Below are 14,446 nucleotides of genomic sequence, written 5' to 3' on the forward strand. Positions count from 1 at the left end.
CTCAGGCCCGGTGATACGGCGTGCCCGCCAGAATCGCCGTCGCCCGGTAAAGCTGCTCTGACAGCATCACCCGGGCCAGCATGTGGGGCCAGACCATCGCGCCGAGCGACAGGCTGAAATCCGCCGCGTCGCGCAACCCGGGGTCGATCCCGTCGGCCCCGCCGATGACAAAGGCGACGTCCTGCCGCCCGGTGTCGCGCCATCTGGCGATCTGGTCGGCCAGACCCGGCGAACTCAGCGCACTGCCGCGTTCGTCCATGCAGCACAGCACCGCGCCGGTCGGCACCGCGCGCCGCAGCAGGGCGGCCTCTGCCGCCATGCCGCCGCCCTTCCTGTCCTCGACCTCGACAACGGAAACCGGGCCAAGGCCCATGCCCCGCCCGGTTTTTCCCGCTCGGTCGAGATAATCGTCGACAAGCGTCTTTTCAGGCCCCTTGCGAAGCCGTCCGACGACGCAAAGGTGCAGCCGCACCTACTGGGCTTTGGCCGTGGTGACCGCAGGCGCCCACATCTTCTCGATCTGGTAGAAATCGCGCACTTCCGGACGAAAGACATGCACGATCACGTCACCGGCATCGATCAGCACCCAATCGCCGGTCTCGCGACCTTCGACCTTGGACAGGATACCGAAACGGGCCTTGAGGTCATCCGCCACCTTTTCCGAAATGGCCGCGACCTGACGCGAGGACCGGCCAGAGCAAACCACCATGTAATCGCCGAATGACGTCTTGCCGCGCAGGTCGATCTGCACGATGTCTTCGGCTTTCATGTCATCAAGAGTTTCGAGGATCGCATCGAGGAATTGCTCGCTCGATGGATTTACTGGGGTATGGCCCGTCATCGGGCCCCCAAGTTCAGCGGCACGGGCCGCAGAAGCGTAGGGCAACAGGACATCGTCCTCCTTCGTACATAGTCACCGGATTCATCCCCCGGCGCATGGGATGCAACCAAGATAACACCGCGAGGGCCAAATCTCAATAAGTGCGGGTCACGCACCGTAGGGAACCCACACGGTCTTGACCTCGGTCGCGGCCTCCAGAAAGGCCCGCGCCGCCCCCGCATCGCCCATCCAGTCGCGCGCCTGGCCATGGTTGACCCATGTCCGCTTGAGGTTGCCTGCCGCGCGCCGCTCGATCTCGGCCGAGATGTCGGCGCCGGAAAAGGACCAGACCGCATCCACATCGGCGTGATCGGCCAGCGTTGCCGCCAGCGCGTCATGCGGGCCGGTCAGCAGGTTCACGGCACCCGCCGGCACATCCGACGTCTCGAGGATCTGGGTCAGTTCCTGCGCGATCAGCGGAAACGCCTCGGAGGCGACGATCACCAGCCGGTTGCCCATCGCCAGCGCCGGGGCCATCGCCGACACCAGCCCGGCCAGCGGCGCGTCGTCGGAACAGAGCACGCCGATCACGCCGGTGGGTTCGCGCAGCGCCATGGCCAGCCCGCGCATCGGCACCGCGCGGGCCTCTCCTGCGAACTTGTCGGCCCAGGCGGCGGCCTCGAACAGCCGCGAGGTTGCCGTCTCGACCTCGGCCTTGCCGCCCTTCTTGCCGGTCATGCGGTCGATGCGCCCCGCCAGCTCATCGCCCCGCGCCGACAGGTTCTCGCCCAGATAATAGAGTACCTGCGCGCGGTTATGCGCCGTCGCGCCAGCCCAGCCTGTTGCGGCGCGTGCGGCCTCGACGGCGTTGCGCACATCCTTGCGGTTGGCAATGGGGGCCTGTCCCAAGAGGTGCCCCTTGCCGTCGAACACCGCCTGCGCATAGCCGCCATCCGGGCGCGCCTGCTTGCCGCCGATATAGAGCTTGGCGGTCCGGTCCACCGGCTGCGGTTCGGCCACGTCGCCCTGGAACGGCGCGATGCGCTTGAGCGCCTTGGTCTTGCCCGCGGGCTTGGTGTAGGCCATCAGCCCCTCGGGCCCGCCTTCGCGGCCAAACCCGGATTCGCGCATGCCCCCGAACGGGGCGGCAGCGTCGAACATGTTGGTGCCGTTCACCCAGACCACGCCCGCCATCAGCCGCGGCGCGATGTCGAGCGCGACATTGATGTTTTCCGACCAGACCGTGGCCGCCAGCCCGTAGCGCGTGTTGTTGGCGATCTCCACCGCCTCTGACGGGGTGCGGAAGGTGGTCGAGACCAGCACCGGGCCGAAGATTTCCTCTTGCATCAGGGGCGAGGCGGGGGCCAGGTCCGAGATCAGCGTCGGCGGATAGTAACGGCCCTCGGGCACCGACTGCGCTGCGCGGTAGATCGTGCCGTCCGACTGGTCCACCAGCGCTGCGATCCGGGCGCATTGCTCGGGGTGGACGATGGCACCCACGTCGATGCTCTTGTCCAGCGGATCGCCGATCCGCAGCTTGTCCATCCGGGCGCGCAGCTTGGCGTGAAACCGCTCTGCGATGCCTTCTTGCACAAGCAGTCGGGACCCCGCGCAGCAGACCTGCCCGCCGTTGAACCAGATCGCATCGACCAACCCCTCGACCGCGGAATCGATATCCGCATCCTCGAAGACCACATAGGGCGACTTGCCCCCCAGCTCGAGCGTCAGGGCCTTGCCGGTCCCTGCGGTGGCCGCACGGATGCGCCGCCCCACCTCGGTCGAGCCGGTGAAGGCAATCTTGTCGACCTCGGCCGCGACCAGCGCCGCACCGGTGTCGCCATCGCCGGTGACGATGTTCACGACGCCCGCGGGCAGCCCCGCCTGTCGGCAGATATCGGCAAAACACAGCGCCGTCAGCGACGTCCATTCGGCGGGCTTGAGGACCACCGTATTGCCCATCGCCAATGCCGGAGCGATCTTCCACGCCAGCATCAACAGCGGAAAGTTCCACGGCACGATCTGGCCGCAGACGCCCTGCGCCACGCGCCCCGGCATCTGCTCGTCGATCAGTTGCGCGCAGCCCGCGTGATAGTAGAAATGCCGCTGCGCCAGCGGAATGTCGATATCCCGCGCCTCGCGGATGGGCTTGCCGTTGTCCAGCGTCTCGAGCACTGCCAAAAGCCGCGCATGTTTCTGGAGCAGTCGGGCGATGGCATAGAGATACCGCGCACGCGCCGGACCGCCCAGTTTTTCCCACCTGGGCTGGGCACGTCGGGCCGCCGCGACCGCCGCAGCGACGTCCGCCTCGGTGCCCTGGGTGATCAAGGCCAGCACCTCGCCATTGGCGGGGTTCGTGGTCTCGAAGGTGGCACCCGGCTTGCCGAAGGCGCCGTCGATGAAATGGCCGAACCGCGCCCCCTGGTCGGTGATCCAGGCCAGCGCGTCGCCCGCCGCCTCGGGGGCCGCGCCGTATTCCATGTTCTCGAAAATCTCCGTCACGCCCATGATCGTCCCCCGGCCCTCAGGCCATCGCATGTCGCCAGCTTGCCGAATAGGCACCGGTAACGTGGTGTTCCAATTGCCGCTCGATATCGCCCAGAAGACTGGAAGCACCAAACCGGAAGAGATGCGGCGACAGCCATTCGCGCCCCAGTTCTTCCCTGATCAGCGCAAGATAGGTGATCGCGTCCTTCGCCTTGGAAATGCCGCCCGCGGGCTTGTAACCGACGCGGAAGCCGGTCGCATCGTGATAGTCGCGGATCGCGCGGATCATCACCAGCGACACCGGCAGGGTGGCATTGATGCTTTCCTTGCCGGTCGAGGTCTTGATGAAATCGGCCCCCGCCATCATGCAGACAAGGCTGGCGCGCGCGACATTCTGCAGGGTGCCCAGCTCGCCTGTGGCCAGGATCGCCTTCACATGCGCATCGCCGCAGGCCTGACGGAAGGCCCGCATCTCGTCGTAGAGCGCCTGCCAGTTCCCGGTTAGCACGTGACGGCGCGAAATGACGATGTCGATCTCTGACGCCCCCGCCGCGACGCTCTCGCCGATCTCGGCCACGCGCAGGTGAAACGGCGACAGCCCGGCGGGAAACCCGGTCGAGACCGCCGCCACGGGCATTCCCGAGCCGTCGAGGAACCGCACAGCGGGCGCGACCATGTCGTGATAGACACAGACCGCGCCAACGGTCAGGCCAGGCAATCCCAATGCGTCCAGCAGATCGGCCCGGACCGGCTGGCGGGCCTTGGCGCATAGACGACGAACGCGCCCTTCGGTGTCGTCGCCCGCAAGCGTGGTCAGGTCGATGCAGGCAATCGCTCGGGCAAGCCAGGCCGCCTGATGGTCCTTCTTGACACTGCGCCGCCCCGGCAACGACGCGGCACGCCGCTCGATCGCCGAACGGTTCGCGGTCGCGCGCATCACCCAGTCGAGATCCAGCGCAAGCCCCGGGTTGCGCGGCTCGACAATCTGGGGCAGATGCGCGGTCTGGGTCGCATGGGTGGCCTGCATGACGCCTCCCTCCTGTCGATGTTCGATGATGACGCTCGCACGGTGCGGCACCGGGGGCAAGATATGCCGCGCCGTCACGCGGGATCCGACGTAGAGGCGCAGTGCAAGCCCTGCGCCTGCGAGAGGCGCTGCTTCTCGCGCTCTCCGGAGTATTTCTGGTCCGATCGTGAACAGACACGAAGAAATGCCCCGCCTTCGATAACGAAGACGGGGCTTGGTGTGACGGGGTCACGACCGGACACGGCCATCGGCGCTCCCGCCTGTACCGCAAGACGAGGATCGCCGACCAAGCTTAACAGAGCGTTACGACCGGACGTCAAATACTCCCGCCGGAGGCAAAACCGGAGCCCGAGGCCCCTGGCCTCGGGTGACATGACCTGTGCAGGCGTGCCTGCACAATCGGATCAGCAGCCGACGTCGATGATCGCGCGGGCCAGTTTCGGGATGGTTTCGGCATTGAGGCCGGCAATGTTCATCCGGCTGTCGCCGACCATGTAGATACCATGCTTGTCGCGCAGCGCCTCGACCTTGTCGGGGCCGACGCCCAGCCGGGAGAACATGCCGCGGTGCTGCGCCAGGAATCCGAAGCGGTCGGAGCCCGAGAGCTCGCGCAGCTCGGTCGCCAGTTGCTCGCGAAGGCGCAGCATGCCGAGACGCACGTCCTCAAGCTCGGCTTGCCAGTCGGCGCGCAGGTCGGCATCGCCCAGCACCATCAGCACCAGGCGCGCGCCGTGATCGGGCGGAAACGAATAGTTCTGGCGGTTGAGATAGGCCAGGGTTTCCTGGTTGCGCTGTTGGCGACCGTCTTCATGGGCGATGGCCATCAGGCACCCGGTGCGTTCGCGGTAGATGCCGAAATTCTTCGAACACGAGGCCGCGATCAGCGTCTCGGGGCAATGCGCGGCCACCAGCCGGGTCGCGGCGGCATCGGCGTCAAGCCCGTCGCCGAAGCCCTGGTAGGCGATGTCGATCATCGGCACCGCACCGTGCTTGTTCAACAGGTCCGCGACGGCCTTCCACTCTTCGATATTGAGATTGGCGCCGGTCGGGTTGTGACAGCAGCCATGCAGAAGAACCACGTCGCCCTTCTTCACCTTGGCCAGGTCCGCCATCATGTCGTCGAAGTCGACGCCGCCGGTCTCGCTGTCGAAGTAGCGGTAGGGGGTGAAGGGGATGTCCATGTGCTTCAGGATCGACAGGTGGTTGGGCCATGTCGGGTCCGAAACGTGGACGCGCGCGTCCGGATTGGCCATGCGAATGAGATCGAAGGCCTGGCGCACGGCTCCGGTGCCGCCCGGGGTCGCTGCCGTCGCCACCTTGTCCATCGCGACCGCATCGCCCAGCACCAGGTCGGCCATGCGCTGACCGAACAGCGGATCGCCCGCAAGCCCGGTATAGGACTTGGTCTCTTCGGTTTCCCAAAGCTGGCGTTCGGCGGTCTTGATCGCACGCATGATCGGCGTCTTGCCGGAGGCGTCCTTGTAGACACCGACGCCGAGGTCGATCTTGCCCTCGCGCGGGTCCGCCTTGTAGGCCGCCATCAGCGCGAGGATCTTGTCGGCGGGTTGTTCCTTGAGATTTTCGAACATCAGTCGTCTCCGGTTGCGACGGGCAGGGTGGGGAACTGGCCCCATTCGGACCATGAGCCGTCATAAAGAGAATGGTCGTGCTTGCCGAGCCGATCCATGGCCAGGCTCAGGATCGCGGCGGTGACCCCCGAGCCGCAGGTGGTGATCGCGGGCCGTGCAAGATCGACGCCAGCCGCCGCGAACGCGGCCTTCAGCCCCTCGGGGTCCTTCATCGTGCCGTCGTCGTTCAGCAGCGTGGCGTAATGCACGTTCTTCGATCCGGGAATATGCCCGGATCGCAGGCCCGCCCGGGGTTCGGGATCTTCGCCACGAAAGCGGCCCGGCGAGCGGGCATCGATCACCTCGTGGGTGCGCAGTTTCATCGCCGAGGAGACCTGCGTGACATCGCGCACCATCTGGGCCTGACGTCGCACCGTCATGTGCCGGTCGCGGATGATCGGGGGCATGTCCTCGACCGGGCGCTTTTCGGCCAGCCATTTCGGAAAGCCACCATCGAGCACGGCGACGTCGGAATGGCCCATCAGGCGGAACAGCCACCAGATCCGTGCCGCCGAAAACAGGCCCGCGCCGTCATAGACCACGACCTGGTGGCCATCGCCCACGCCCATGGCGCGCATCCGGCTCATGAATTTCTCGGGCGGCGGCACCATGTGCGGCAAGTCCGAGCGCGCATCGCTGAGATCGTCGATATCCACGTGCCGCGCGCCGGGGATATGCGCGGCGTCGTATTCGGCTTTGGCATCGCGCTTTTCGTCGGGAAGATACCAGCTTGCATCGAGGACCCGAAGATCGGGGTCTTTCAGATGCGCATCCAGCCAGTCGGTGGACACAAGGGTCCGGGGATCGTCGGTCGGCATGGCCACCTCGGTCTCGTCACTTCACTGCGCTTCGTGCTTAATCGCCCGCGGGCACCGAGGCAAGTTCAGCCATGGTCCTTCATCAGCCGCTGCTTCTGCCGGTTCCAGTCGCGTTTGGCCTGGGTTTCGCGTTTGTCGGCGACGTTCTTGCCCTTGCCGAGGGCGATCTTGATCTTGGCGATGCCGCGATGATTGAAATAGAGCACCAGCGGCACCAGCGTCATGCCCTTGCGCTGGGTCTCGTTCCAGAACCTCGCCAATTCGCGCTTGGACGCCAGAAGCTTGCGCGGGCGGCGATCCTCGTGGCCGAACATCGCCTGATCGTAGGGTGCGATGTAGGAATTGATCAGCCACAGTTCGCCGTTCTTCACCTCGGCATAGCTCTCGGCGATATTGGCCGAATTCCGGCGCAGCGACTTCACTTCCGAACCGTGCAGCATGATGCCGCATTCGACATCGTCCTCGATGGCATACTCAAAGCGCGCGCGCCGGTTCTCGGCGATCACCTTGTAGTTTTCGTTTTCGCTTTTCTTGGCCATGGTCGCCTTGGCTAACGTCTCTGTCGGGTGCTGTCCATGGCCCGATATGGGGTCGGTGCGCGGCGAATTCAGCCCCCGGCGGCGCGGATTTCGTCAAGGTAGGGCACCTGGATGCCGCGTTTCTCGGCGCTTTCGGCGACCGCGTCCTGCATCGCCTTCGACCGACGCAGGAGGCGGCGGAAGCGTTGTTCGTCAAGTGCCAGCAGCGTGCAGGGGGCGATGGCGCGCACCTCGGCGCGACGGGCGGACTGGGTAAGCATCGCCAGCTGGCCGAAAAGTTCGCCCCGGCCAAGCCGGTAGGCGATGCCGCGCGACCGCAGCTCTACCGCGCCGGAGGCGATGAAATAGACCGTGTCGGCGGCGGAATTGCGGCTGATGATCACGTCGCCCTCGGCGGCGTAGCGCGTCACCAGAGCCTTGGAGAGGCGGCGCAGGCTGGGTTCGTCCAGTTCAGAGAACAGCGGGAATTGCCGCGCGATCTCGGCCTTTTGCAGCACGATATCGAGGGCGGGGCGTTTTTCTTCCTGCGCGGCGCGGCGTTGCAGGCGCTGCATCAGGTCGGTGTGCAACTCGATCCCGATCAGGCCCTCGTCCTGCAACTCGTCATATTCGCGTTTTTCCATGCGCAGCGCGGTACGGCGGATGAAGCGGCGCTCAAGCTCTTCGGCATAGCCCGGGTATTGCAGGCGCAGGCCGTCCAGCGCCTGTTCGACCATCTCGGTGCGTCGGGCCAGCAATTCGTGCAGCAGGTCGGCCACCCGGCGGCCATGGATGCGGCGGATCCGCCGGTCGATGAAGCCGTCCAGATCGCGCAGCACGAGACCCTGCAGCAGCAGCACCTCGAAGCGGTCCGCCGTCAGCCGCGCCAGCGGGCGCGATATCTTCAGCCGGTTGAACAGCCAGACGGCCAGTCGGAACGAGGTGTTCAGCCCGACAGAGCCGCGCGCGGCGCGCCGGTAGCCGACGCGTCCCGATTGCCGTGCGGCTTCCACCAGCCGGTCGGTATCGGTCAGGATCCGGTCCGCCAGACGGGTCGAAACGGCGCGTTCGCGGATACGCTCGATCACGATATCCCGTTCAGCCGAGGCCAGCGCCACCAGCCCCAGCGTGATGCGGTCGCGGTCGAGCACATCTTCGGAGTTTTCGGCGGCCTTGACCGCACCGTCCAGCCGTTCGCCGAAGGCCTTGGCCTCGGACCGTACGGTTTCGTGCGAAAGATCGTAGTTTTTGGTGGTCTCGGCCACGTCTTCGCGCACCGCCTGCAACGCCACGGCGACGACCTGCTTGGCCAGTGCCGCATCCAGCGCCGACAACTTGTCGAGCCCGAGCTTGCTGATCACCCAACGCAGGCTTGAACCCTGCACAACCAATGTGAACAGGGTGTAGCCGGTGGCCAGGATGCCCACCATCCGCCGCGTTTCGGGCGGCACCCGCAGGCTTTCGGTCACCGCCAGGGCCAGCACCAGCGTCACCGCGCCGCGCAGGCCACCCCAGAGGATCGCCGCGCGATAGGGCGGCTCGACCGCCGGGGACAGGCGCAAGAGGCTGAGAAGCGGCAGCAGGCCGAACAGGATCACCGCACGCGCCGCCAGCGCGGCCAGCGCAACGAACAGGATCAGCCCGATATCGGTCAGGGTCACGTCGCTCAGCAGGCGCGGGATCAGCAGCGCGGCCAGCACGAAGATCAGCGCGCCTGCCCAATGCGACAAGAGGTTCCAGATCTCGCGCATGTTGACCCAGCTCGTCGGGCTGATCGATCCGGGGGCGGTGACGGTCATGGTCATGCCTGCCGCCACAACCGCGATCACCCCCGAGGCCCCGAGCACTTGTTCGGCGGCGATATAGGCCAGATAGGGCAGCGCCACCGAGATCGAGATCTGCGCCGCCTCGTGCCGGTCGAAGAACGACATCAGGAACACCATCGCGCGGGCCAGCACGATGCCCACCGCCACGCCGCCGCCGATCAGCCCCGGAAAGCGCAGCAGGGCATCCTGCCAGGACGGCTCGGGCACGCCGCGCATCACGAAACCCATCAAGAGGCCGAACAGCGCGATGGCGGCGGCGTCGTTCATCAGGCTCTCGCCCTCGATGATCCGCGCCAGCCTGCGCGGTGCCGCGATGGACCGGAAGATGGACACCACCGCCGACGGATCGGTGGTCGAGATGATCGCGGCCAGCAGCAGGCAGGCCACGAGGTCGATACCGCTGACCCAGGACAGCGACCAGCCCACCACGAAGGTCGAGAAGAACACCGCCACCACCGCCAGCACGAGTATGGGCACCCAGTCGTCGGCCATCCGTCGCAGGTTCATGCCCAGCGTGACCTGGAACAGCAGCGTCGGCAGAAAGACGTAGAGGAAAACGTTTGACCGGATCGGGAAGTTCAGGATCGCGGTGGCAACCGGGTTCAACGCGTCGGTGATGTCGGTGCGCAGGAAGAACGACGCCGACAGGCCGATGACGATACCGATCCCGGCAAGGATCACCGTATAGGGCAGCCGGGCGCGTCCGGCGAGCGGCTCGGCCACACCCAGAATGAAAAACAGTCCCGCGATGATCGCGGTGATCACAACGACATCCATGCCTCTGAGCTATCGTCTTGCGGGGCGAAGGGACATATCAAATCTGCGCGGCTGTTGCGGAATTTACCGGTTCTGCGCGGGGTGTCCGAGGTCTTCGGGGTCATGCCCGCGATCCTGACGGGGGAGTCCGGGGCCTTCGAGGCCCGGGCGGAGCGAGCGGATCGGGCGGGGCGGGGCGGGGTCGCGCGGAAAGCCATCGGGCCCGCGGGATCGCCGGACGGCGCGGGCCGTCGCGGCGGCGTCGCGCCGCCTTGATACCGGTCGGCACAAAAAGACCCGGGCGTCGCCGCCCGGGTCGCTGTCTTGGCAAGGCGTAAGCGTTGCGCTCAGCCGGTGGTGAAGTCGGGATAGGCTTCCATGCCCAGTTCCGTCATGTCGAGACCGGTGATCTCTGCCTCTTCCGACACGCGGATGCCCATGGTGACCTTCAGGACCATCCAGACGATGCCCGACACCACGAAGGTGAAGGCGCCGATTGCAACGATGCCCAGGATCTGCGCGCTCCAGTTGCCGGTGTAGAAGGCCACGGCCAGCGTGCCCCAGATACCGGCGCAAAGGTGCACCGGGATCGCGCCGACGACGTCGTCGATCTTCAGCTTGTCAAGCAGCGGCACCGTGATGACCACGATCACACCACCGACAGCGCCGGTCAGAAGTGCCCCGAACAGCGACGGCGCAAGCGGTTCGGCAGTGATCGACACGAGGCCCGCCAGCGCGCCGTTCAGCGTCATCGTGAGGTCGGGCTTCTTGTAGAGAATCTGCGACAGGATCAGCGCCGCGACGGCCCCTGCTGCGGCCCCCATGTTGGTGTTCGCGAAGATGCGGCTGACGTCGGTCACATCGCCCACGGTGCCCATCGCCAGCTGCGAGCCGCCGTTGAAGCCGAACCAGCCCAGCCACAGGATGAACGTGCCGAGGGTCGCCAGAGCCAGGTTGGAACCGGGCATCGGGACGGTGCGGCCGCTCTTGTACTTGCCGATACGGGGTCCGAGGACCAGCGCGCCTGCAAGGGCGGCCCAGCCACCGGCTGCGTGCACCAGCGTGGAACCTGCGAAGTCCGAGAAGCCCGCTTCCGACAGCCAGCCGCCGCCCCACTGCCAGGATGCCTCGATCGGGTAGATCACGCCGGTCAGGACCGCGACGAAGATCAGGAAGGGCCAGAGCTTGATGCGCTCGGCCAGCGTGCCCGACACGATGGACGCCGTGGTGGCGCAGAACATCAGCTGGAAGAAGAAGTCCGATCCGACCGATGCGTAGTCAAGCGACGCATCCGCCGCTGCCAGGCCCACGGGCTCCAGCGAGGTGATCGAGAAGAACGGGCCGACGACACCTGCAACCGACCAGCCATCGCCGGGATACATCAGGTTGAAGCCGATCAGCCAGTACATGATCGCCGCGATCGAGAAGAGCGAGATGTTCTTGATCAGCTGCATCGTCACGTTCTTAGACCGCACGAGCCCGGCCTCGAGCATCGCAAAGCCCGCCGCCATCCAGAAAACGAGGAAGCCGCCGATCAGGAACAGCAGGGTGGTGAAGATATAGGCGTTCACGTCAGGGGCCGCCTCGGCTTCCTGTGCAAGACCGAGGCTGGGCAGCGCGATCAGCGCAGCAGCCGGGATAAGCGTCTTGAGAAGTGTCATGGTATTCCGTTTCCTTGAATTTGTCGCGCAGGGGCTCAGAGGGCGTCTGCGTTTGACTCGCCGGTCCGCACGCGGATCGCCTGACCCACGTCGAGGACGAAGACCTTGCCGTCGCCGATCTTGCCGGTCTTGGCGGTCTTGATGATCGTCTCGACGACCTCGTCGGCCATGGCGGCCGTGACCACGAGTTCGAGTTTGATCTTCGGCACGAAGTTCACCGCGTATTCCGCGCCGCGGTAGATTTCGGTGTGCCCGGACTGAGAGCCGAAGCCCTTGATCTCGGTCACCATCATGCCGCGCACGCCGATCGAGGTCAGAGCTTCGCGCACCTCTTCGAGCTTGAATGGCTTGATCGTCGCAATGATAAGCTTCACCTGTGTCCCTTTCCGTTTGGCAGGTCGGGGCCTGCATTCCGTCTGGCAGGTCGGGGCCTGCGTTTCACATGCCGAGGTAAGGGCGCGGAGAGACCGATTAGGAAGGTTTTCGCGGTCTCGTTCGGCGCAAAAACCGATCCATTTGCCTAAAAATAAGGCATTGATAGGTGAATGCCTATTTGGTAGGCACAAAATAGATGAATTATGCGGGCGATGCTGGTCCACAACCGGGCGGGAAATGACTATCTTGCGCCGAAACAACGAGGCGCCGGGCAGGGCAGATGAGTGATTCAGGCAAACGCAAAGGTCGGCTTGTGGCCGACCGACGCTATTTTACAAAGGCAAAACCCGCTGCCAGCAAACCTGCGGCGAAAAAGCCCACGCCCAAGCGGCGCAAGCCCGCGCGCAAGGTGCCCCGCAACCGGTTCGCCGCCTTCATTCTGGGCATCTTTCGATGGATCGGGCGGATCGTCTGGGTTGTCACGTCGCGGATCGCGCTGGTGTTCGTTCTGCTGGTCGGGCTCTGGGTTGCCTATACCTATGCCCAGCTGCCGCCCGCCGCGCAGATGCTCGACGGACGCGCGCAAGGCTCTGTCACGCTTTACGATCGCAACGGCGAGGTCTTCGCCTGGCGCGGCGACCAGTTCGGCGGCGTCGTCACCGCCGACAGCGTGTCGCGTCACCTCAAGCATGCGGTGATCGCCACCGAGGATCGGCGCTTCTACTGGCATCTCGGGATCTCGCCGCGCGGCGTCGCCTCGGCGGTGCGCATCAACCTGCGCGAAGGCCGTGGCCCGCTTCAGGGGCATGGCGGCTCGACCATCACTCAGCAGACCGCAAAGCTGTTGTGTCTGGGCGTGCGCTATGATCCCGAAGTGTGGGAGACGGAAGCGGATTACGTCAAGGATTGTCGGCAATCGTCGCTCGCCCGCAAGGCGCGCGAGGCGATCTATTCGCTGGCCATGGAGGCCAAGTACTCCAAGGACGAGATCCTCTCGATCTATCTCAACCGGGCCTATCTCGGGGCGGGAGCCTTTGGCGCCGAAGCCGCGGCGCAGCGCTATTTCTCGAAGCCCGCGGCGCTGTTGAACCCCGCCGAGGCCGCGATGCTTGCGGGTCTGCTGACCGCTCCCTCGACGCTGGCCCCGACCAATGACCTTGAACGCAGCCAGAACCGCGCCAACCTGGTGATCGGCCTGATGGACGAACAGGGCTATCTGACCGATGCCGAGGCGCGCGACGCCGTCGCCAACCCCGCGACGCTGTCCGAAGCGGCGGAACGGCGCTCTGGCGGGTATTTCGCCGACTGGGTTATGGACACGCTGCCGCCCTTCGCCGACGTCTCGTCGCGCGAGGATGTCGAGATCACGACAACCCTCGATCCGCGTCTGCAACGCGCCGCCGAGTCCGCGATCACCACCGTCTTCGAGGCCAAGGTCCGCGACGGCTCGAAGGCGCAGGCGGCGATCATCATCATGTCCGCCGACGGGGCCGTGCGTGCCATGGTCGGCGGGCGCAAGATCGGCGCGTCCGGCGTCTTCAACCGCGCGACCCAGGCCAAGCGGCAGACCGGATCGGCCTTCAAGCCCTTCGTCTACGCAACCGCGCTCGAGCTGGGTTATTCGCCCTATGACACCGTCGTCGACGAGCCGTTCTGCATGAACGTGCCCGGTTCAGGCCAGTGGTGCCCCGAGAACTATACCCGCAACTACGCCGGGCGGGTGACGCTGATCGATGCGCTGAAACGGTCGCTCAACATCCCTGCGATCAAGATTTCCGAAAGCGTGGGCCGCGATCTGGTGGCCAAGGTGGCGACGGATTTCGGCATCGACAGCCGCGTCGTCGATTCGCCCTCGGTGGCGCTGGGGGTGTCCGAGGCGACGCTGCTCGAGATGACCGGCGCTTTCGCGGGCATTCTGAACGGCGGCTCGTCGGTCAGCCCCTACGGCGTCACGCGCCTGCGCTATCAGGGCGACAGCGATCCGCTGCTGGATGTCGCGGGCGGCATCGGCGAGCGGGTGATCCAGGAAGACGCCGCGCGGCAGTTGGTCTTCATGATGGAAAAGGTGATCTCGGAAGGGACGGGTTCGCGGGCGCAATTGCCCGGGCGGCAGGTCGCGGGCAAGACCGGCACCTCGAACGAACAGCGCGATGCCTGGTTCGTCGGGTTCTCCGCCGATTACGTGGCGGGCGTCTGGATGGGCTATGACGACAACACGCCGCTGTCGGGCGTGACCGGCGGCGGCCTGCCCGCCGAGATCTGGCAAGAAGCCATGGTCCGGGTGCATGACGGTCTGCCGGCCCGCGATCTGCCGATGTCCGAACCCGCGCGCCCGCAGCCGCAGGTCCAGCAGCAACCCCAGCGTCAGGCGCAGCCGCAACCGCAACGCCAACCTCAGCGTCAGCAGCGGCGCGAACGCCCCAAGGACCCGGTCGAGGCGATCATCAATCAGGTGCTGCGCGATCTGTTCGGCAACTGACCCGACGCGGCGCGCGCGATTTCATCTGATCGCGCCGCTGTAAATGGACAGCTA

General features: G+C 65.8%; 11 protein-coding genes. 1 reads left to right on the forward strand and 10 read right to left on the reverse strand.

Annotated features, from left to right (window positions below):
- Nucleotide 1: 1 nt before the first annotated feature.
- The 10 genes from rlmH to ACXYMN_RS07040 all read right to left on the reverse strand — a co-directional run bounded on the left by rlmH (nucleotide 2) and on the right by ACXYMN_RS07040 (nucleotide 11,912).
- Nucleotides 2–472 (reverse strand): 23S rRNA (pseudouridine(1915)-N(3))-methyltransferase RlmH, encoded by a 471-nt coding sequence (gene rlmH / locus ACXYMN_RS06995; RefSeq protein ID WP_459012801.1) that lies wholly within the window; start codon nucleotides 470–472, stop codon nucleotides 2–4.
- Nucleotides 473–841: a ribosome silencing factor gene (gene rsfS, locus ACXYMN_RS07000; RefSeq protein ID WP_459012802.1), complete on the reverse strand. Its 369-nt coding sequence runs from the start codon at nucleotides 839–841 to the stop codon at nucleotides 473–475. It lies immediately after the preceding gene.
- A gap of 147 nt (nucleotides 842–988) precedes the next feature.
- Nucleotides 989–3,325 carry an aldehyde dehydrogenase family protein gene (locus ACXYMN_RS07005; protein WP_459012897.1) on the reverse strand — a complete coding sequence of 779 codons (2,337 nt, stop codon included), beginning with the start codon at nucleotides 3,323–3,325 and terminating at the stop codon, nucleotides 989–991.
- Nucleotides 3,326–3,341: 16 nt separating this feature from the next.
- Complete coding sequence (deoC, locus tag ACXYMN_RS07010) at nucleotides 3,342–4,331, reverse strand: deoxyribose-phosphate aldolase (RefSeq protein ID WP_459012803.1); 990 nt, start codon at nucleotides 4,329–4,331, stop codon at nucleotides 3,342–3,344.
- Nucleotides 4,332–4,735: 404 nt separating this feature from the next.
- The gene (locus ACXYMN_RS07015; RefSeq protein WP_459012804.1) at nucleotides 4,736–5,920 is read right to left on the reverse strand and encodes an amino acid aminotransferase; all 1,185 of its coding nucleotides are present in this window, start codon (nucleotides 5,918–5,920) and stop codon (nucleotides 4,736–4,738) included.
- Complete coding sequence (gene sseA / locus ACXYMN_RS07020) at nucleotides 5,920–6,777, reverse strand: 3-mercaptopyruvate sulfurtransferase (RefSeq protein ID WP_459012805.1); 858 nt, start codon at nucleotides 6,775–6,777, stop codon at nucleotides 5,920–5,922. The genes ACXYMN_RS07015 and sseA overlap by 1 nt, the downstream gene beginning before the upstream one ends.
- A gap of 65 nt (nucleotides 6,778–6,842) precedes the next feature.
- On the reverse strand, nucleotides 6,843–7,316 hold the full coding sequence (gene smpB, locus ACXYMN_RS07025; protein ID WP_459012806.1) for an SsrA-binding protein SmpB: 474 nt from the start codon (nucleotides 7,314–7,316) through the stop codon (nucleotides 6,843–6,845).
- Between the two features lie 68 nt (nucleotides 7,317–7,384).
- The gene (locus ACXYMN_RS07030) at nucleotides 7,385–9,898 is read right to left on the reverse strand and encodes a cation:proton antiporter (RefSeq protein ID WP_459012808.1); all 2,514 of its coding nucleotides are present in this window, start codon (nucleotides 9,896–9,898) and stop codon (nucleotides 7,385–7,387) included.
- Between the two features lie 326 nt (nucleotides 9,899–10,224).
- Nucleotides 10,225–11,538 carry an ammonium transporter gene (gene amt / locus ACXYMN_RS07035; RefSeq protein WP_459012810.1) on the reverse strand — a complete coding sequence of 438 codons (1,314 nt, stop codon included), beginning with the start codon at nucleotides 11,536–11,538 and terminating at the stop codon, nucleotides 10,225–10,227.
- Between the two features lie 35 nt (nucleotides 11,539–11,573).
- The gene (locus ACXYMN_RS07040) at nucleotides 11,574–11,912 is read right to left on the reverse strand and encodes a P-II family nitrogen regulator (RefSeq protein ID WP_459012811.1); all 339 of its coding nucleotides are present in this window, start codon (nucleotides 11,910–11,912) and stop codon (nucleotides 11,574–11,576) included.
- A 281-nt stretch (nucleotides 11,913–12,193) separates the two neighbouring features.
- On the opposite strand from ACXYMN_RS07040, the gene ACXYMN_RS07045 reads away from it, so the two are divergent.
- On the forward strand, nucleotides 12,194–14,392 hold the full coding sequence (locus tag ACXYMN_RS07045; protein WP_459012813.1) for a transglycosylase domain-containing protein: 2,199 nt from the start codon (nucleotides 12,194–12,196) through the stop codon (nucleotides 14,390–14,392).
- Nucleotides 14,393–14,446 lie beyond the last annotated feature (54 nt).

Source organism: Roseivivax sp. CAU 1753 (genome assembly GCF_054482575.1).

Bases quoted from the DNA above. Each gene is read 5' to 3' on its own strand.
- ACXYMN_RS07015 (WP_459012804.1), bottom strand. From the start codon at position 5,920: ATGTTCGAAAATCTCAAGGAACAACCCGCCGACAAGATCCTCGCGCTG.
- amt (WP_459012810.1), bottom strand. From the start codon at position 11,538: ATGACACTTCTCAAGACGCTTATCCCGGCTGCTGCGCTGATCGCGCTG.
- rsfS (WP_459012802.1), bottom strand. From the start codon at position 841: ATGACGGGCCATACCCCAGTAAATCCATCGAGCGAGCAATTCCTCGAT.
- smpB (WP_459012806.1), bottom strand. From the start codon at position 7,316: ATGGCCAAGAAAAGCGAAAACGAAAACTACAAGGTGATCGCCGAGAAC.
- ACXYMN_RS07005 (WP_459012897.1), bottom strand. From the start codon at position 3,325: ATGGGCGTGACGGAGATTTTCGAGAACATGGAATACGGCGCGGCCCCC.
- deoC (WP_459012803.1), bottom strand. From the start codon at position 4,331: ATGCAGGCCACCCATGCGACCCAGACCGCGCATCTGCCCCAGATTGTC.
- ACXYMN_RS07045 (WP_459012813.1), top strand. From the start codon at position 12,194: ATGAGTGATTCAGGCAAACGCAAAGGTCGGCTTGTGGCCGACCGACGC.
- sseA (WP_459012805.1), bottom strand. From the start codon at position 6,777: ATGCCGACCGACGATCCCCGGACCCTTGTGTCCACCGACTGGCTGGAT.
- ACXYMN_RS07030 (WP_459012808.1), bottom strand. From the start codon at position 9,898: ATGGATGTCGTTGTGATCACCGCGATCATCGCGGGACTGTTTTTCATT.